General features: G+C 56.0%; 15 protein-coding genes and 2 tRNA genes. 16 read left to right on the top strand and 1 reads right to left on the bottom strand.

The features are described 5' to 3' along the window. The first annotated feature begins 43 nt into the window (after positions 1 to 43). From dnaK to greA, 6 genes are all read left to right on the top strand, one after another. Positions 44 to 1,960, top strand: coding sequence for a molecular chaperone DnaK (gene dnaK / locus VSQ83_RS20380; protein ID WP_019825894.1), 1,917 nt, complete (start codon positions 44 to 46; stop codon positions 1,958 to 1,960). 320 nt (positions 1,961 to 2,280) lie between these two features. Next, on the top strand, positions 2,281 to 3,405 hold the full coding sequence (gene dnaJ, locus VSQ83_RS20375) for a molecular chaperone DnaJ (protein ID WP_019825896.1): 1,125 nt from the start codon (positions 2,281 to 2,283) through the stop codon (positions 3,403 to 3,405). Positions 3,406 to 3,415: 10 nt separating this feature from the next. Then, positions 3,416 to 4,222, top strand: coding sequence for a 4-hydroxy-tetrahydrodipicolinate reductase (gene dapB, locus VSQ83_RS20370; protein WP_219262436.1), 807 nt, complete (start codon positions 3,416 to 3,418; stop codon positions 4,220 to 4,222). 259 nt (positions 4,223 to 4,481) lie between these two features. Continuing rightward, on the top strand, positions 4,482 to 5,618 hold the full coding sequence (gene carA, locus VSQ83_RS20365) for a glutamine-hydrolyzing carbamoyl-phosphate synthase small subunit (RefSeq protein WP_133078306.1): 1,137 nt from the start codon (positions 4,482 to 4,484) through the stop codon (positions 5,616 to 5,618). Positions 5,619 to 5,732: 114 nt separating this feature from the next. Then, positions 5,733 to 8,954: a carbamoyl-phosphate synthase large subunit gene (gene carB, locus VSQ83_RS20360; RefSeq protein ID WP_019825902.1), complete on the top strand. Its 3,222-nt coding sequence runs from the start codon at positions 5,733 to 5,735 to the stop codon at positions 8,952 to 8,954. Continuing rightward, complete coding sequence (gene greA, locus VSQ83_RS20355; RefSeq protein ID WP_019825904.1) at positions 8,951 to 9,427, top strand: transcription elongation factor GreA; 477 nt, start codon at positions 8,951 to 8,953, stop codon at positions 9,425 to 9,427. Before carB ends, greA begins: the two co-directional genes overlap by 4 nt. Before the next feature lie 278 nt (positions 9,428 to 9,705). Here greA and yhbY read toward each other — a convergent pair whose 3' ends face one another. Continuing rightward, positions 9,706 to 10,014: a ribosome assembly RNA-binding protein YhbY gene (gene yhbY, locus VSQ83_RS20350; protein ID WP_019825905.1), complete on the bottom strand. Its 309-nt coding sequence runs from the start codon at positions 10,012 to 10,014 to the stop codon at positions 9,706 to 9,708. 107 nt (positions 10,015 to 10,121) lie between these two features. On the opposite strand from yhbY, the gene rlmE reads away from it, so the two are divergent. The 10 genes from rlmE to nusA all read left to right on the top strand — a co-directional run bounded on the left by rlmE (position 10,122) and on the right by nusA (position 18,709). Beyond that, positions 10,122 to 10,772: a 23S rRNA (uridine(2552)-2'-O)-methyltransferase RlmE gene (gene rlmE, locus VSQ83_RS20345; RefSeq protein ID WP_019825907.1), complete on the top strand. Its 651-nt coding sequence runs from the start codon at positions 10,122 to 10,124 to the stop codon at positions 10,770 to 10,772. A gap of 191 nt (positions 10,773 to 10,963) precedes the next feature. Then, the gene (gene ftsH, locus VSQ83_RS20340; RefSeq protein ID WP_133078305.1) at positions 10,964 to 12,871 is read left to right on the top strand and encodes an ATP-dependent zinc metalloprotease FtsH; all 1,908 of its coding nucleotides are present in this window, start codon (positions 10,964 to 10,966) and stop codon (positions 12,869 to 12,871) included. A gap of 8 nt (positions 12,872 to 12,879) precedes the next feature. Then, positions 12,880 to 13,731 (top strand): dihydropteroate synthase, encoded by an 852-nt coding sequence (gene folP, locus VSQ83_RS20335; protein ID WP_219262438.1) that lies wholly within the window; start codon positions 12,880 to 12,882, stop codon positions 13,729 to 13,731. A gap of 16 nt (positions 13,732 to 13,747) precedes the next feature. Then, positions 13,748 to 15,085, top strand: coding sequence for a phosphoglucosamine mutase (gene glmM / locus VSQ83_RS20330; RefSeq protein ID WP_133078303.1), 1,338 nt, complete (start codon positions 13,748 to 13,750; stop codon positions 15,083 to 15,085). Between the two features lie 66 nt (positions 15,086 to 15,151). After that, positions 15,152 to 15,907: a triose-phosphate isomerase gene (gene tpiA, locus VSQ83_RS20325; RefSeq protein ID WP_133078302.1), complete on the top strand. Its 756-nt coding sequence runs from the start codon at positions 15,152 to 15,154 to the stop codon at positions 15,905 to 15,907. Between the two features lie 2 nt (positions 15,908 to 15,909). Next, positions 15,910 to 16,293, top strand: coding sequence for a preprotein translocase subunit SecG (gene secG, locus VSQ83_RS20320; RefSeq protein ID WP_326427388.1), 384 nt, complete (start codon positions 15,910 to 15,912; stop codon positions 16,291 to 16,293). 28 nt (positions 16,294 to 16,321) lie between these two features. Further along, a tRNA-Leu gene (locus VSQ83_RS20315) sits at positions 16,322 to 16,407 on the top strand. A 96-nt stretch (positions 16,408 to 16,503) separates the two neighbouring features. Then, positions 16,504 to 16,580: transfer RNA gene (locus VSQ83_RS20310), tRNA-Met, on the top strand. A gap of 141 nt (positions 16,581 to 16,721) precedes the next feature. After that, on the top strand, positions 16,722 to 17,180 hold the full coding sequence (rimP, locus tag VSQ83_RS20305; protein ID WP_019825918.1) for a ribosome maturation factor RimP: 459 nt from the start codon (positions 16,722 to 16,724) through the stop codon (positions 17,178 to 17,180). 47 nt (positions 17,181 to 17,227) lie between these two features. Beyond that, positions 17,228 to 18,709: a transcription termination factor NusA gene (gene nusA, locus VSQ83_RS20300; protein ID WP_019825920.1), complete on the top strand. Its 1,482-nt coding sequence runs from the start codon at positions 17,228 to 17,230 to the stop codon at positions 18,707 to 18,709. Positions 18,710 to 18,730 lie beyond the last annotated feature (21 nt).

The raw sequence follows: 18,730 nt of genomic DNA, 5'->3' as shown, positions 1-18,730 counted from the left end.
ATTACTGCTGCGGCAACAAAATTCAAATTTAGGGAGAGTAAACATGGGCAGAATTATCGGTATTGACCTCGGGACCACCAACTCGTGTGTTTCGGTTCTGGAAAACGGTAAAGCAAAAGTTATCGAAAACGCAGAAGGCGCGCGCACTACGCCGTCGATCGTTGCGTACGCCAATGATGGCGAAATTCTGGTTGGCCAGTCGGCCAAGCGTCAGGCAGTGACCAATCCGCATAACACCCTGTACGCGGTGAAGCGTCTGATCGGTCGTCGCTTTGACGAAGAAGTCGTACAGAAAGACATTCAGATGGTTCCGTACAAGATCGCCAAGGCTGACAACGGCGACGCTTGGGTTGAAGTGAACGGCCAGAAAATGGCTCCGCCACAGATTTCGGCTGAAATTCTGAAGAAAATGAAGAAAACCGCCGAAGACTACCTCGGCGAGCCAGTGACTGAAGCGGTCATTACCGTTCCGGCCTACTTCAACGACAGCCAGCGTCAGGCAACCAAAGACGCCGGCCGTATCGCGGGTCTGGACGTTAAACGCATCATCAACGAACCAACCGCAGCTGCTCTGGCTTACGGTATGGACAAAGCGAAGGGCGACCACACTGTCATCGTTTATGACTTGGGTGGCGGTACTTTCGACGTGTCGGTCATTGAAATTGCCGAAGTTGATGGCGAGCACCAGTTTGAAGTGCTGGCAACCAACGGTGACACGTTCCTGGGTGGTGAAGACTTTGACATCCGTCTGATCGACTACCTGGTTGACGAGTTCAAGAAAGAAAGCGGCATGAACCTCAAAGGTGACCCGCTGGCGATGCAGCGTCTGAAAGAAGCTGCTGAAAAAGCCAAGATCGAACTGTCTTCGAGCCAGTCGACTGACGTGAATCTGCCTTACATCACTGCAGATGCCACCGGTCCTAAGCACTTGAACGTGAAGATTTCCCGCGCCAAGCTGGAATCGCTGGTTGAAGACCTGGTTCAGCGCACCATCGAGCCTTGCCGCATTGCTCTGAAAGACGCTGGTATCGACGTTGGCGCGATCAACGACGTGATCTTGGTCGGTGGTCAGACTCGTATGCCGCTGGTACAGAAGCTGGTAACCGAGTTCTTCGGCAAGGAAGCACGTAAAGACGTGAACCCGGACGAAGCTGTTGCAATGGGTGCTGCCATCCAGGGCGCGGTATTGGCCGGTGATGTTAAAGACGTTCTGTTGCTGGACGTGAGCCCGCTGACTCTGGGTATCGAAACCATGGGCGGTGTAATGACTGCTCTGATCGAGAAAAACACCACGATTCCTACCAAGAAATCGCAAGTGTTCTCGACTGCTGACGATAACCAGGGCGCTGTGACCATTCACGTACTGCAAGGTGAGCGTAAGCAAGCCGCACAGAACAAGTCGTTGGGCAAGTTCGACCTGGCCGACATTCCACCAGCTCCACGTGGCGTGCCTCAGATCGAAGTAACCTTCGACATCGATGCCAACGGCATCCTGCACGTAAGTGCAAAAGACAAGGCGACTGGCAAGTCTCAGTCCATCGTGATCAAGGCTAACTCGGGTCTGTCCGAGGAAGAAATCGCTCAGATGGTTCGTGATGCCGAGATCAATGCTGAGGAAGATCGCAAGTTCGAAGAGCTGGCAGCTGCACGTAACCAGGGCGATGCACTGGTTCACTCGACTCGCAAAATGATCGTCGATGCTGGCGACAAAGTAACCGAGGAAGAGAAAGCTGCAATCGAAGCTGCTGTAGTTGCACTTGAAGCTGCTGTTAAAGGCGACGACAAGGCTGCTATCGAAGCCAAGGTTGAAGAGCTGTCCAAGGTGTCTGCTCCGGTTGCACAGAAAATGTACGCCGAGCAAGCGAACCCGGCAGACGCAGCGGCCAAGCCAGCTGATTCGGCTGAAAAAGCGGACGACGTTGTCGACGCTGAGTTCGAAGAAGTAAAAGACAACAAGTAATCAGCTTGTTTGTCGGCCAGTTGACCGCGCTTTAGCGGTGACTGGTAGGATGTCGCCGCGCGGGAGCTTGCTCCCGCGTTGGCGTGTCTGGAGTAAAGGAATTTTTACAGCATGCGACAAGGTCGAATGCTGGCGGTTTGGTCTGGATCTTTCTTGTTTTCCGGCCAGAGGTAACCGCTCCTGTCGGCCAATGCATTGGCTGTTAAACAGAAACCAATATCGTTGAAAAGACGTGAGTCGGGTCTGATCCTTTTCGGGCTTGGCGGGTTTGGCGAGGCTCGGGAGGGTTTTGTCGAACGTCCTTGAGAGTGCAAAGAATTATGGCAAAGCGCGACTATTACGAAATATTGGGTGTTGAACGCACTACGACTGAGATCGAACTGAAAAAAGCTTATCGCCGACTGGCGATGAAGCATCACCCGGACCGCAATCCGGATGACAAGGCCTCGGAAGAACTGTTCAAGGAAGCTAACGAAGCTTACGAAGTTCTGTCGGACTCCAGCAAGCGTGCGGCCTACGATCAATACGGCCATGCCGGTGTTGATCCGCAAATGGGTGGCGGCGGTGCTGGTTTTGGCGGCCAGAACTTCTCCGATATTTTTGGCGATGTGTTCAGCGATTTCTTTGGTGGTGGCCGTGGCGGCTCCCGGGGCGGCGCTCAGCGTGGCAGTGATTTGCGCTACACGCTGGAGCTGGATCTGGAAGAGGCCGTGCGCGGTACCACGGTCAATATCCGCGTTCCGACGCTGGTCAACTGCAAGCCATGTGACGGCTCGGGCGCCAAGAAGGGCTCTTCGCCTGTGACCTGTACAACCTGTGGCGGTATTGGTCAGGTGCGCATGCAGCAGGGTTTCTTCGCTGTTCAGCAGACTTGCCCGCGTTGCCATGGTCAAGGCAAGGTCATCTCTGATCCGTGTGACAGCTGCCGTGGCGAAGGCCGTGTAGAAGAATACAAAACCCTTTCCGTGAAAGTCCCTGCGGGCGTTGATACCGGCGATCGCATTCGTCTGTCGGGCGAAGGCGAGGCGGGTGTACAGGGTGGGCCGACTGGCGATCTGTATGTAGTGATCGATGTGCGCGAGCACGCGATTTTCCAGCGCGACGGCAAGCATTTGTTCTGTGAAGTGCCGATCAGCGTGGCTGATGCCGCATTGGGCGCAGAGCTTGAAGTGCCAACGCTGGATGGTCGGGTCAAGTTGAAAGTCCCTGAAGGTACTCAGACTGGCAAGCAGTTCCGCTTGCGTGGCAAGGGCGTTGCTCCGGTGCGTGGCGGTGGTGCAGGCGATCTGATGTGCCGCGTTGTAGTTGAAACTCCAGTCAAGTTGAGTCGTCGTCAGCGTGAACTGATGGAAGAGTTCCGTACCACGCTGGAAGGCGATAGCTGCCATTCCCCAAACGCCACGGGCTGGTTTGAAGGCGTGAAGCGTTTTTTCGGCGACCTGTAAGGAGCGGTAGATGCGACGTATAGCTGTGATGGGCGCTGCCGGGCGCATGGGCAAGACATTGATCGATGCGGTGCAGCAGCGCTCGCCACTGTGCGGGCTGACGGCGGCAATCGTTCGTCCGGGCAGTTCCCTGGTGGGGGCTGATGCCGGCGAGCTGGCTTCTGTCGGGCGAATTGATGTGCCGTTGTCGGCCAGCCTGCAGGAGGTCGCTGCTGATTTTGATGTGCTCATCGATTTCACTTTGCCTGAAGTGATGCTGGGCAATCTGGCGGTGTGTCGCAAGCTGGGCAAGGCCATGGTGATTGGCACCACGGGCTTGAGTGCGGCGCAAAAACAGCTGTTGGTCGAAGCGGGTCAGGACATTGCGATTGTCTTTGCTTCCAACTTCAGTGTCGGGGTCAATCTGTCATTCAAGTTGCTGGATATGGCGGCGCGGGTGATGGGTGATGAGGCGGATATCGAAATCATCGAGGCGCACCATCGGCACAAGGTCGACGCTCCTTCGGGAACGGCGATGCGCATGGGTGAGGTGATTGCCGATGCGCTGGGCCGCGATCTGCAAAAGGTTGCGGTATATGGCCGTGAAGGCCATACCGGTGCTCGTGACCGTGAAACCATCGGTTTTGCCACTGTGCGCGGCGGTGATGTGGTGGGTGATCATACGGTGCTGTTTGCCACTGAAGGCGAGCGTCTCGAGATTACCCACAAGGCATCCAGTCGCATGACCTTTGCCAAGGGTGCCGTTCGTGCTGCTTTGTGGCTGGAAGGGCGAGAGCCCGGCGTGTATGACATGCAGGATGTGCTCGACCTGCGTTGAGTTATCTCTGTAAAATCGGGCTGTTGGCGCGCCAGCAGCCCGATTTTTAACCGCTAAGCGATTTCCTGTCGCATTCTCCTGTCTTTTAGACTCTTTAGCGGTAGACCAAAAAAGCCTTTTTCTGTAAGCTACAGCTTTAGTGTGTCCACTAAAAGCGCGCAGATAATTCGATGAAGAAGCGGGGTGACGTGTCCATACGTCACTCCGCTTTTTTACAACCTGCGATCGCCCTTTCAGGCTTTATTTACGGGAGGTCTTCTTGACTAAGCAAGCCATACTCGCCCTCGCTGATGGCAGCATTTTTCGCGGCGAAGCCATTGGGGCCGACGGTCAAACCGTTGGTGAGGTGGTGTTTAACACCGCAATGACTGGCTACCAGGAGATCCTGACGGATCCTTCCTACGCTCAGCAAATCGTGACCCTGACTTACCCGCATGTTGGCAATACCGGTACTACCCCGGAAGACGCCGAGTCTGATCGTGTCTGGTCCGCAGGTCTGGTAATCCGTGATCTACCGCTGGTTGCAAGCAACTGGCGCAACACCATGTCGCTGGCCGACTACCTGAAAGCCAACAATGTTGTAGCCATCGCCGGTATCGACACTCGCCGCCTGACGCGCATCCTGCGTGAGAAAGGCGCGCAGAACGGTTGCATCATGGCGGGCGACAATATTTCTGACGAGGCTGCAATTGCAGCTGCTCGCGGCTTCCCGGGCCTGAAAGGCATGGATCTGGCGAAAGTCGTCAGCACCGAAAAAGCCTACGAGTGGCGCTCCAGCGTCTGGAACCTGGCCACTGACAGTCACCCGACTATCGAAGCCAGCGAGCTGCCTTACCACGTGGTCGCGTACGACTACGGCGTAAAATGGAACATCCTGCGCATGCTGGTTGAGCGCGGCTGCCGCGTTACGGTGGTTCCTGCTCAGACCCCGGCCAGCGATGTACTGGCACTCAACCCTGATGGCGTGTTCCTGTCCAACGGTCCTGGCGATCCTGAGCCTTGCGACTACGCGATCACGGCCATCAAGGAAGTTCTGAATACCGAGATTCCGGTGTTTGGTATCTGCCTCGGTCACCAGCTGCTGGCTCTGGCCTCGGGCGCCAAGACCGTGAAAATGGGTCATGGCCACCACGGCGCTAACCACCCGGTCCAGGATCTGGACACAGGTGTTGTGATGATCACCAGCCAGAACCACGGTTTTGCGGTAGACGAAGCAACCTTGCCAGCCAACGTGCGCGCCATTCACAAGTCGCTGTTCGACGGCACGCTGCAAGGTATCGAGCTGACCGACAAGAGCGCTTTCAGCTTCCAGGGTCACCCTGAAGCAAGCCCTGGCCCGAACGACGTTGCGCCGCTGTTCGATCGCTTCATCAATGAGATGGCCAAGCGCCGCTGATCAGCTCCCTGCTGCAGCGCCCTGTGGCGGCCCCGACCTTCGGTGGCCCCCAGGGCGCTTCAGAAGCCTGATTGACAGCTTGCCGACTGACCTGCGGATTTGAGTGACAAACCCATGCCAAAACGTACAGACATAAAAAGCATCCTGATTCTCGGCGCTGGCCCGATTGTTATCGGCCAGGCCTGTGAATTCGACTACTCCGGCGCCCAGGCCTGTAAAGCCCTGCGCGAAGAGGGTTATCGCGTCATCCTGGTGAACTCCAACCCGGCCACCATCATGACCGACCCGGACATGGCCGACGCCACCTACATCGAGCCGATCAAATGGCAGACCGTTGCCAAGATCATCGAAAAAGAGCGTCCGGACGCACTGCTCCCAACCATGGGCGGCCAGACTGCTCTGAACTGCGCACTGGATCTGGAGCGCGAAGGCGTTCTGGAGAAGTTCGGCGTAGAGATGATCGGCGCCAATGCCGACACCATCGACAAGGCTGAAGACCGTTCGCGTTTCGACAAGGCGATGAAGTCCATCGGTCTTGACTGCCCGCGTTCCGGTATCGCTCACAGCATGGAAGAGGCTAATGCGGTTCTCGAAAAGCTGGGCTTCCCGTGCATCATCCGTCCGTCCTTCACCATGGGCGGCACCGGTGGCGGTATTGCTTACAACCGTGAAGAGTTCGAAGAAATCTGCGCTCGCGGCCTGGACCTGTCGCCAACCAAAGAGCTGCTGATCGACGAATCCCTGATCGGCTGGAAAGAGTACGAGATGGAGGTTGTCCGCGATAAGAAGGACAACTGCATCATCGTGTGCTCGATTGAAAACTTTGACCCGATGGGCGTGCACACCGGTGACTCGATCACCGTTGCTCCGGCACAAACCCTGACGGACAAGGAATACCAGATCATGCGTAACGCCTCCCTGGCGGTACTGCGTGAGATCGGCGTTGAAACCGGCGGTTCCAACGTTCAGTTCGGTATTTGCCCGGACACCGGCCGTATGGTTGTGATCGAGATGAACCCGCGTGTATCGCGTTCCTCGGCCCTGGCATCGAAAGCGACCGGTTTCCCGATTGCACGTATCGCTGCCAAGTTGGCGATCGGCTACACCCTGGACGAACTGCAAAACGAAATCACCGGCGGCGCTACTCCTGCGTCCTTCGAGCCGTCCATCGACTACGTTGTGACCAAGCTGCCGCGCTTTGCTTTCGAGAAGTTCGCCAAGGCTGACGCTCGTTTGACCACGCAGATGAAATCTGTGGGTGAAGTCATGGCTATCGGCCGGACTTTCCAGGAATCCCTGCAAAAGGCCCTTCGCGGTCTGGAAGTGGGTGTAAGCGGTCTTGATCCAAAGCTGGACCTGAGCAACCCGGAAAGCATGGCCGTGCTCAAGCGCGAACTGACCGTGCCGGGCGCCGAGCGTATCTGGTACGTGGCTGACGCGTTCCGCGCAGGCATGACCGTCGAAGATATCTTCGGCATGAACATGATTGACCCTTGGTTCCTGGTGCAGATCGAAGATCTGATCAAGGACGAAGAAAAGATCAAGACCATGGCGCTGTCCTCGATTGACCGTGATGCCATGTATCGCCTCAAGCGCAAGGGCTTCTCCGATGCGCGCCTGGCCGTACTGCTGGGTGTCACCGAGAAAAACCTGCGTCGTCACCGTCACAAGCTGGAAGTGTTCCCGGTCTACAAGCGCGTTGACACCTGCGCCGCCGAGTTCGCCACCGACACCGCTTACATGTACTCCACCTACGAGGAAGAGTGCGAAGCCAACCCTTCGGATCGTGACAAGATCATGATCCTGGGCGGTGGCCCGAACCGTATCGGCCAAGGTATCGAGTTCGACTATTGCTGCGTTCACGCCGCTCTGGCGCTGCGTGCAGACGGTTACGAGACCATCATGGTCAACTGCAACCCGGAAACCGTTTCCACCGACTACGACACTTCGGATCGTCTGTACTTTGAATCCGTAACCCTCGAAGACGTCCTGGAAATCGTGCGGGTCGAGAAGCCAAAAGGCGTGATCGTCCAGTACGGCGGCCAAACCCCGCTGAAACTGGCCCGCGCCCTGGAAGAAGCCGGCGTACCGATCATCGGTACCAGCCCTGACGCCATCGACCGTGCAGAAGACCGCGAGCGTTTCCAGCAGATGGTTGAGCGCCTGAACCTGCGTCAGCCGCCAAACGCCACTGTGCGCAGCGAAGACGAAGCGATTCGCGCCGCTGGCAAGATCGGTTACCCGCTGGTTGTTCGTCCGTCCTACGTTTTGGGCGGCCGTGCGATGGAAATCGTTTACGAAGAAGAAGAGCTCAAGCGCTACCTGCGCGACGCGGTGAAAGTGTCCAACGACAGCCCTGTGCTGCTGGACCACTTCCTCAACTGTGCCATCGAAATGGACGTGGATGCTGTCTGCGACGGTACTGATGTAGTGATCGGCGCGATCATGCAGCACATCGAGCAGGCGGGTGTTCACTCAGGTGACTCTGCATGTTCGCTGCCGCCGTACTCGCTGCCGCTGCACATCCAGGACGAGATGCGCGAGCAGGTCAAGAAGATGGCTCTGGAATTGGGCGTTGTCGGCCTGATGAACGTGCAGTTGGCTCTGCAGGGCGAAGATATCTACGTGATCGAAGTGAACCCGCGTGCTTCGCGTACCGTTCCTTTCGTGTCCAAGTGCATCGGTGTTTCCCTGGCAATGATCGCAGCTCGCGTGATGGCCGGTAAAACCCTGAAAGAAATCGGCTTCACCAAAGAAATCATTCCTAACTTCTACAGCGTGAAAGAGGCGGTCTTCCCGTTCGCCAAATTCCCGGGTGTTGACCCGATTCTCGGCCCTGAGATGAAGTCCACCGGTGAAGTGATGGGTGTGGGCGATACCTTCGGCGAAGCTTTTGCCAAGGCCCAGATGGGTGCAAGCGAAGTGCTGCCGACTGGCGGTACTGCCTTCATCAGCGTTCGTGACGACGACAAGCCCTTGGTGGCTGGCGTTGCTCGCGACCTGATCAGCCTGGGCTTCGAGATCGTTTCAACGGCGGGCACAGCCAAGTTCATCGAAGCTGCCGGCTTGAAAGTACGTCGCGTGAACAAGGTGACCGAAGGTCGTCCGCACGTTGTCGACATGATCAAGAATGACGAAGTTACCTTGATCATCAACACTACCGAGGGTCGTCAGTCGATTGCTGACTCCTACTCCATTCGCCGCAACGCGCTGCAGCACAAGATCTACTGCACCACGACCATTGCTGCTGGCGAAGCGATCTGCGAAGCGCTCAAGTTCGGTCCTGAAAAAACCGTGCGCCGCTTGCAGGATCTACACGCAGGATTGAAGTCATGATCAAGTATCCAATGACCGTCCAGGGCCACAAGGCCCTGGAGGAAGAACTCGCACACCTGACCAAGGTTGTTCGGCCGAAGCTGAGCAAGGAAATTGGTACGGCGCGTGAGTTGGGCGATTTGAAAGAAAATGCTGAATACCATGCAGCTCGTGAGCTCCAGGGTATGTCTGAGGCTCGTATCCGTGACATCGAAGGCCGTCTGCAAAACGCAGTGGTTATTGATGTGGCAGCGATTCCTCACACCGGCAAGGTGATTTTCGGCACCACGGTTGAGATCGCGAACGTTGAAACTGACGAGCGCGTTGTCTATCAGATCGTTGGTGAAGATGAAGCTGACTTCAAGCTCGGAAAAATCTCCGTGGGTTCGCCACTTGCTCGTGCCTTGATTGCCAAGGAAGAGGGTGACGTAGTCGCGGTGAAAACACCTGGCGGTGTTATTGAATACGAGATCATTGAGGTGCGTCACATCTAAGAATGGCGCCCGCCTTGTGCGGGCGCACTTCTTTGGCGGCTGGCCCGGGTGTTCCGGGTCGGCAGCTTGTGGTTGTTGCACACAGAATTTTTAGCGGTGCTGGCCTGAACCCGGTTGGCAGCGTTGCAAGTTGAAAGGCGAGTAGCAGGTGCGGGAAGGGTTGCGTTGGGCGTCTCTGGCTGCCTGATGCGTTGCGCGGGCAGTTCTTGCATGGCTCTCGGGTTTATCCCTGGAAGAGTTTCAGGGCGCGCCAGGCGCACCCTTGACCCTTGTCGACATCACTTGAAGCGATGGATGTTCGACAGTTGCTTGTTTACATTGACGTTCTTGCGGTACAGAAGCGCCATTTTGCCGATAACCTGTACCAGTTCCGCTTTGCCGGCCTTGCACATTTGTGCGACGGCTTCCAGGCGGGATTCACGATCCAGAATGTTGACTTTGATTTTAATCAGCTCGTGATCGCCCAATGCGCGTTCGAGTTCGGCTAAAACACCTTCAGTCAAACCATTATCAGCCACAGTCAAAACTGGTTTCAGATGGTGGCCAATGGATTTGTACTGTTTCTTCTGCTCTTGAGTGAGCGGCATAATCTGACCCCTGTGTCTGATCTTGTAAAAAGCGGCGGCCAGTTTACCCGAGCGAGTCCCAGACCGCCCAGTTAATCACGACCCGTTTAAAATTTTTGAGGTGGCCCGTGGCCCGTTCCAAGACTAGCCTTAACTGGCTGAAAGAGCATTTCAACGACCCGTACGTCAAAATGGCGCAAAAAGACGGGTATCGCTCGCGCGCCAGCTACAAATTGCTGGAGATTCAAGAGCGCGATCGACTCATTCGCCCCGGCATGACAGTGATTGACCTGGGTGCTGCCCCGGGTGGCTGGTCACAGGTGACCAGTCGTCTGATCGGTGGTCAGGGGCGTTTGATTGCTTCCGACATCCTGGACATGGACAGCATTCCTGATGTGACCTTCATCAAGGGCGACTTTACCGAGGACGCCGTACTGGCACAGATCCTCGAAGCAGTAGGAAATACGCAAGTAGACCTTGTGATTTCTGATATGGCCCCCAATATGAGTGGATTGGCCGCTGTGGATATGCCCCGGGCGATGTTCCTGTGCGAATTGGCACTGGACCTTGCTGGTCGCGTCCTACGTCCTGGTGGTGATTTTCTGATTAAAGTTTTCCAAGGCGAAGGCTTCGATCAGTACCACAAAGACATTCGCAAGCTGTTCGACAAGGTGCAGATGCGCAAGCCGTCGTCGTCTCGAGACAGGTCCCGCGAGCAGTATTTGCTGGGGCGCGGCTTCCGCGGTATCGATGGTTCCGCCAGTGATGAGCGTCTCTGACAAGGGCGATAGTTTTTTTTGAATCGCTTTACAGATCTGGCATAACGAATATTGTGTAGTCAAAGTTTCACAAAGGGTTACAGACGGAGCCTGCAAGGGTTGTAGGCAATGTAGTAAGTTATGCCGGTGAATATCATGCGAAGCACGCTTCAGTAGCGGGGCTTGCTTCAGAGGGTAGCTAATTGAACGATATGGCAAAGAATCTGATCCTGTGGTTGATCATCGCCGCTGTCCTGGTGACAGTGATGAACAACTTCTCCAGTCCAAACGAGCCACAAACCCTCAACTATTCCGACTTCATCCAGCAAGTTAAGGATGGCAAGGTCGAGCGCGTTGCCGTGGATGGCTACGTGATTACCGGCAAACGCAGTGATGGCGACTCCTTCAAAACCATCCGTCCGGCTATTCAGGACAACGGTTTGATCGGTGACCTGGTGGATAACCATGTGACCGTTGAGGGCAAACTGCCGGAGCAACAAAGCATCTGGACTCAGCTGCTGGTTGCAAGCTTCCCGATTCTGGTGATCATCGCTGTCTTCATGTTCATGATGCGCCAGATGCAGGGCGGTGCCGGCGGCAAAGGCGGCCCGATGAGCTTTGGCAAGAGCAAGGCGCGGCTGCTGTCGGAAGACCAGGTCAAAACGACTCTGGCTGACGTAGCGGGTTGTGATGAGGCGAAGGAAGAAGTCGGCGAACTGGTCGAATTCCTGCGAGATCCGGGCAAGTTCCAGCGCCTGGGTGGTCGTATTCCTCGTGGTGTGCTGATGGTTGGCCCACCGGGTACCGGTAAAACCCTGATTGCCAAGGCAATCGCGGGCGAAGCCAAGGTGCCGTTCTTCACGATTTCCGGTTCCGACTTTGTTGAAATGTTCGTGGGCGTCGGCGCAAGCCGTGTTCGTGACATGTTTGAACAAGCCAAGAAACACGCACCCTGCATCATCTTTATCGATGAAATCGATGCGGTCGGCCGTCACCGTGGTAACGGCATGGGCGGCGGTCATGATGAGCGCGAGCAGACGCTTAACCAGTTGCTGGTTGAGATGGACGGCTTTGAGATGAATGACGGCATCATTGTGATTGCTGCCACCAACCGTCCTGATGTGCTCGATCCTGCGCTGTTGCGTCCAGGTCGTTTTGACCGTCAGGTTGTGGTTGGCTTGCCGGACATTCGTGGTCGCGAGCAGATCCTCAAGGTGCACATGCGTAAAGTGCCGATGGGCGATGATGTCCAGCCGGGCGTGATTGCACGTGGTACTCCGGGCTTCTCGGGTGCCGATCTGGCAAACCTGGTGAACGAAGCTTCCCTGTTCGCAGCGCGCACCGGTAAGCGTGTTGTTGAAATGAAAGAGTTTGAGCTGGCTAAAGACAAGATCATGATGGGCGCCGAGCGCAAATCGATGGTCATGTCGGACAAAGAAAAGCGCAACACGGCTTATCACGAGGCGGGTCACGCTATCGTCGGTCGCGTAGTGCCTGAGCATGATCCGGTCTACAAGGTTTCGATCATCCCTCGTGGTCGCGCCTTGGGCGTAACCATGTTCCTGCCGGAAGAAGATCGTTACAGCCTGTCCAAGCGTGCGCTGATCAGCCAGATCTGCTCGCTTTATGGTGGCCGTATCGCTGAAGAGATGACCCTGGGTTTCGACGGTGTTACCACCGGCGCTTCCAACGACATCATGCGTGCCAGCCAGATTGCGCGGAACATGGTGACCAAGTGGGGCTTGTCCGAGAAGCTTGGTCCTCTGATGTATGCCGAGGACGAAGAGTCTTACCTGGGTCGTGGCGGTGGTCAGTCTGCAAGCGTGTCGGGCGAAACAGCCAAGCTGATCGACTCCGAAGTACGCAGCATCATTGATCAGTGCTACAACACGGCCAAGCAGATCCTGACCGAAAACCGTGACAAGCTCGATGCTATGGCTGACGCGTTGATGAAGTACGAAACGATCGATGCCGATCAGATCGACGACATCATGGCGGGTCGTCCGCCGCGCGAGCCGCGTGACTGGGAAGACGGTAGCTCGGGTACCCCGACTGCCCCGACGCTGGATAAAACCGAGCGCCCGGAAACACCTATCGGCGGCCCTGCTGCTGATCAATAAGGCTTGAAATGACTTCTGTTCAGTCCTCGACCCGGTTGCCTTGCGGCAACCGGGTTCTTGATTTGGCCCATACGCATGTTATGGGCATTCTCAATGTCACCCCTGATTCCTTTTCCGACGGCGGCCGCTTTGCTGCTGTGGATGCTGCTCTGCGCCATGCGCAGGCGATGGTTGAGGCGGGTGCAACTCTGATTGATGTTGGCGGTGAGTCAACTCGCCCCGGAGCGCCTGCCGTTTCGTCTCAGGAAGAGCTCGATCGGGTTGCTCCTGTTGTCGAGCGTATAAGCCGGGAACTGGATGTCATTATTTCGGTCGATACCTCCGCGCCAATCGTCATGACTGAGGTTGCGCGTCTCGGGGCGGGGCTTATCAATGATGTGCGTTCGCTGCGTCGTGAGGGTGCCTTGCAGGCCGCTGCGGCCACCGGTTTGCCGGTGTGTCTGATGCATATGCTCGGTGAGCCCGGCGACATGCAGGACAATCCGCACTACGAAGATCTGGTGGGCGAGGTGTCGGCGTTTCTGGCTGACAGCATGGCGCGCTGTGCGGCGGCAGGTATCGGGCCTGAGCGCATCGTGCTGGACCCGGGTTTTGGTTTTGCCAAAACCTTGCAGCACAATTTGAGCCTGTTCAAGCATATGGAGGCCCTGCATGCGCTGGGTCGACCTTTGCTGGTGGGCGTGTCACGTAAAAGTATGGTCGGGCAAACACTGAACCGGCCGGTTGCAGAGAGGCTCTATGGCAGCCTGGCTCTTGCGGCATTGGCGATGACCAAGGGCGCGCGCATTCTGCGTGTCCATGACGTTGCCGAAACAGTTGATGTGGTACGGATGATCGCAGCGGTAGATTCCGCCGACTAAGAATGATGGAGCGCTTATGACAAAGAAGTATTTTGGCACCGACGGTATTCGTGGTCGGGTCGGCGTTTACCCGATTACCCCTGACTTTATGCTCAAGTTGGGCTGGGCGGCGGGCATGGCGTTTCGTAGCAAGGGTGCTTGCCGGATCCTGGTAGGCAAGGACACTCGCATATCGGGTTATATGTTCGAATCCGCGCTGGAGGCAGGCCTGTCTGCTGCCGGGGCTGATGTGATGCTGCTGGGCCCTATGCCCACGCCGGCTATTGCCTACCTGACGCGCACCTTCCATGCCGAAGCAGGCATCGTGATCAGCGCTTCGCACAATCCTCATGATGATAACGGCATCAAGTTCTTTTCCGGGGACGGCACCAAGCTCCCTGATGATGTTGAATTGATGATTGAAGAGTTGTTGGACGCACCCATGACGGTTGTCGAGTCTGACAAGCTGGGGAAAGTGTCGCGTATCAATGATGCTCCGGGTCGCTATATCGAGTTCTGCAAAAGCAGTGTGCCAAGCAGTACCAACTTCAGCGGCCTCAAGATTGTTCTCGATTGCGCCCACGGTGCCACCTACAAGGTTGCGCCTAGTGTTTTCAAAGAGCTGGGAGCCCAGGTCGTCGTGCTGTCGGCCCAGCCTGATGGACTGAACATCAACGAAAACTGCGGTTCGACCCATATGGGGCAGTTGCAGGCTGCCGTTGTGGCTGAAGGTGCAGACCTGGGCATCGCTTTTGATGGCGATGGTGATCGGGTTCTCATGGTCGATCATACGGGTGCCGTAGTTGATGGCGATGAATTGCTGTTCATCATCGCCCGTGATTTGCACGAGCGTGGCAAGTTGCAAGGTGGCGTCGTCGGCACGCTGATGAGCAACCTTGGGCTTGAACTGGCGCTGGCTGACCTGGGTATCCCGTTTGTGCGCGCCAATGTGGGTGACCGTTACGTCATCGCTGGCCTGCAAGAGCGCGATTGGCTGGTGGGTGGCGAGAACTCCGGGCACATCGTCTGCTTCCAGCACACCACGACGGGTGACGCGATCATCGCAGCGCTTCAGGTGTTGCTGTCATTGCGTCGTCGCGATGAAAGTCTTGCCCAGTCGCGTCAGGCTTTGCGCAAGTGCCCGCAGATTCTGGTGAACGTGCGTTTTGCTGGCGGCGTGAATCCTGTTGAGCACCCGGCGGTCAAGGAAGCGTGCGCGCGTGTGACTGAGGCCATGAAGGGTCGTGGTCGCGTGCTGCTGCGCAAGTCGGGAACAGAGCCTTTGGTGCGTGTAATGGTCGAAGGCGATGACGAAAACATGGTTCGCGGCTACGCCGACGAGCTGGCAAAGCTGGTAAGTGAAGTTTGTGCCTGAATTCGGCTTGCCAGCGCGGATTTGGTTGGGTAACATCTGCGCCCACTTTGACCGACGAGGTAAAGCATGCGTCGCACTATGGTAGCTGGTAACTGGAAGATGCACGGTACCCGCGCCAGCGTCGCTGAGCTGATCGACGGTCTGCGTGGTCTGGTCTTGCCAAACGATGTTGATGTTGCAGTATTCCCGCCTCAGCTGTTTATTGATCGAGTGATCAATGGCTTGCAAGGCGCACCGATTTCGGTCGGTGCACAGGATGCTGCGGTGGAGTCGGGGCAGGGCGCACTGACTGGCGAGATTTCATCGAGCCAGTTAGTGGACGCAGGTTGCAAGCTGGTGCTTGTGGGGCACTCGGAGCGCCGCCTGATTTTGGGTGAGCAGGACGAGACGCTCAATCGCAAGTTTGCGGCGGCTCAAGCCTCTGGTTTGACGCCTGTGTTGTGCATAGGGGAAACCCTGGAGCAGCGCGAAGCGGGGCAAACGCTTGAAGTGGTAGCGCGTCAGCTGAATGTCGTGATTGACGAGTTTGGTATTGATGCATTTGTAAATGCTGTGATTGCATACGAGCCAGTTTGGGCCATTGGCACCGGACTGACCGCATCACCGCAGCAGGCGCAAGATGTGCATGCGGCCATTCGCGCACAGCTGGCGCAAAAGAATTCTGAAGTGGCACAAGGTGTGCGGCTTCTATACGGCGGCAGCGTGAAGGCGGCCAATGCGGTCGAACTGTTCAGCATGCCGGATATCGATGGGGGACTCATTGGCGGGGCTTCCCTGAATGCAGATGAGTTCGGTGCGATCATTCGTGCCGCAGGAAACTGAAAATGCTGGATAACGTCGTAACTGTGTTTCATCTGCTGACAGCATTGGGTGTAATTGCCCTGGTTTTGCTGCAACAGGGTAAGGGAGCGGATGCTGGAACATCTTTTGGCGCAGGTGCATCAAATACTGTGTTCGGAAGCCAAGGTTCCTCTACCTTTCTTAGTAAGTTTACTGCTATACTTGCCGCAGGTTTTTTCATAACCAGCTTAGGGTTAGGTTACTTTGCTAAAGAGAAAGCTGAGCAGCTGACTCAAGTAGGTTTGCCAAATCCAGCGGTGTTGGAAGTTCCAGTGCAAAAGCCGGCTTCAGATGATGTTCCGGTGCTTCAAGAGCAAAAGTCGGCAACTCCTGCGACTGACGTACCTCCAGCTCAAGAGCAAAAGTAAAACGGGTTTCATGATGTAACGTAGTATTGCCGAGGTGGTGGAATTGGTAGACACGCAACCTTGAGGTGGTTGTGCCCATAGGGTGTAGGGGTTCGAGTCCCCTTCTCGGTACCAATTATCAAGAATGCCCGCAGTAGCGGGCTTTCTTGTATGTGGAAGGTTAGATTGACCCTGAAAAGGATCAACCGTATACTTCCGCTCCAGCTTTGTCGCGGGATGGAGCAGTCTGGTAGCTCGTCGGGCTCATAACCCGAAGGTCGTCGGTTCAAATCCGGCTCCCGCAACCAGTTTTAGCGGAGCCCCTTATTAGGGGCTTTTTGTTAACTGGACACTTTATAGCGTCGGTATTCAACGACGTTTCAGAGATGGGCGCTTCGCCCATTTTTTCATTTTGCACAGCATGCACAAACATGCACTAGGGGGTTCAGGTGTCGAGCAAGCTAGAACAGTTGCAGGACTTGTTGGCCCCGGTGATCGTGGCCCTTGGCTATGAATGCTGGGGTATTGAATTTTCGGCTCAAGGCCGCCATTCAATGTTGCGTGTGTATATCGACAAGGAAGGCGGCGTACTGGTGGATGACTGCGCAATCGTGAGTCGTCAGATCAGCGGCGTTTTGGATGTCGAAGATCCTATCGCTGTTGAATACACCCTTGAAGTTTCTTCTCCTGGCATGGAACGCCCACTGTTCACCATTGAGCAGTTTGCGAAATTTGCCGGTGAGCAAGTGAGGATCAAGCTGCGCTCGCCTTTCGAAGGGCGACGTAACTTTCAGGGCCTTCTGCGCGGCGTAGAAGAACAGGACATTGTGGTGCAAGTTGAAGACCATGAATTCCTGTTGCCGATCGATATGATCGACAAGGCCAACATTATTCCCAGTTTTGACTGAGACGCGGATCCCGCGGATCCAATGGCTTGCGAAAGGCGAGGCGTACGATGAGCAAAGAAGTACTGCTGGTTGTTGAGTCGGTGTCCAATGAAAAGGGCGTACCGGCAAACGTTATTTTTGAAGCGCTGGAGCTGGCTCTGGCCACCGCGACCAAAAAGCGTTTTGAGGACGAAGTCGAACTGCGTGTGGAAATCAATCGCCACACCGGTAACTACGAGACTTTCCGTCGCTGGACTGTGGTCGAAGACGAAGATCTGGATGATCCAGCATACGAGTTGGCGGTTGACCAGGCCCAGGCGAAACAGCCAGGCGCTGTAGCCGGCGATATTATCGAAGAGAAAATCGATTCTATCGAATTCGGTCGGATTGCTGCACAAACGGCCAAACAGGTCATCGTGCAAAAAGTCCGCGAAGCCGAGCGTGCTCAAGTAGTCGATGCTTATCGCGAGCGTCTGGGCGAGATCATTTCGGGTACCGTTAAAAAAGTGACACGTGACAACGTGATCGTTGATCTGGGCAATAACGCTGAAGCGTTGCTGGCCCGTGAAGACATCATTTCCCGTGAAACTTTCCGTGTTGGCGTACGCCTTCGCGCGCTGCTCAAGGAAATCCGCACAGAGAACCGCGGCCCTCAGCTGATCCTGTCGCGTACCGCGCCAGAGATGCTGATCGAGCTGTTCCGCATTGAAGTGCCAGAGATCTCCGAAGGCCTGATCGAAGTGATGGCGGCCTCCCGCGATCCTGGATCGCGCGCTAAAATAGCCGTTCGCTCCAAAGACAAACGCATTGATCCGCAAGGTGCCTGCATTGGTATGCGCGGTTCGCGTGTCCAGGCAGTGTCCGGCGAATTGGGCGGAGAGCGAGTGGATATCGTCCTTTGGGATGACAACCCGGCGCAGTTCGTGATCAACGCAATGTCGCCAGCAGAAGTGGCGGCAATTATCGTCGACGAAGATGCCCATGCAATGGACATCGCCGTTGGCGCAGACAATCTGGCCCAGGCGATTGGTCGCGGCGGTCAGAACGTACGTTTGGCCAGCCAGTTGACCGGCTGGACGTTGAACGTGATGACCGAATCGGACATCCAGGCTAAGCAGCAAGCAGAAACCGGCGACATCCTGCGCAACTTCATCGAAGAGCTGGAAGTCGATGAAGACCTGGCGCAGGTACTGGTTGATGAAGGCTTTACTAGCCTGGAAGAGATTGCCTACGTACCGGTGGAGGAAATGCTCAACATCGATGGCTTTGACGAAGATACCGTCAACGAGCTTCGCGCTCGGGCCAAGGATCGACTGTTGACTAAAGCCATCGCTACTGAGGAAAAGCTGGCAGACGCCCATCCGGCCGAAGACCTGCTCTCACTTGAGGGTATGGACAAGGATTTGGCGATGGAACTGGCGGTGCGCGGCGTAATTACCCGCGAAGACCTGGCCGAGCAGTCTATTGACGACCTGCTCGACATCGACGGCATTGACGATGATCGTGCCGGCAAGTTGATCATGGCCGCCCGAGCCCATTGGTTCGAGTAATTAGGCGCGGCCTGAGGAGAG

This window comes from Pseudomonas sp. DSV-1 (genome assembly GCF_035830915.1).
Classification (GTDB): Bacteria; Pseudomonadota; Gammaproteobacteria; order Pseudomonadales; family Pseudomonadaceae; genus Aquipseudomonas.
Note: the sequence above shows the minus strand (reverse complement) of the source record. Positions and strands in the feature narration are given on the sequence as shown.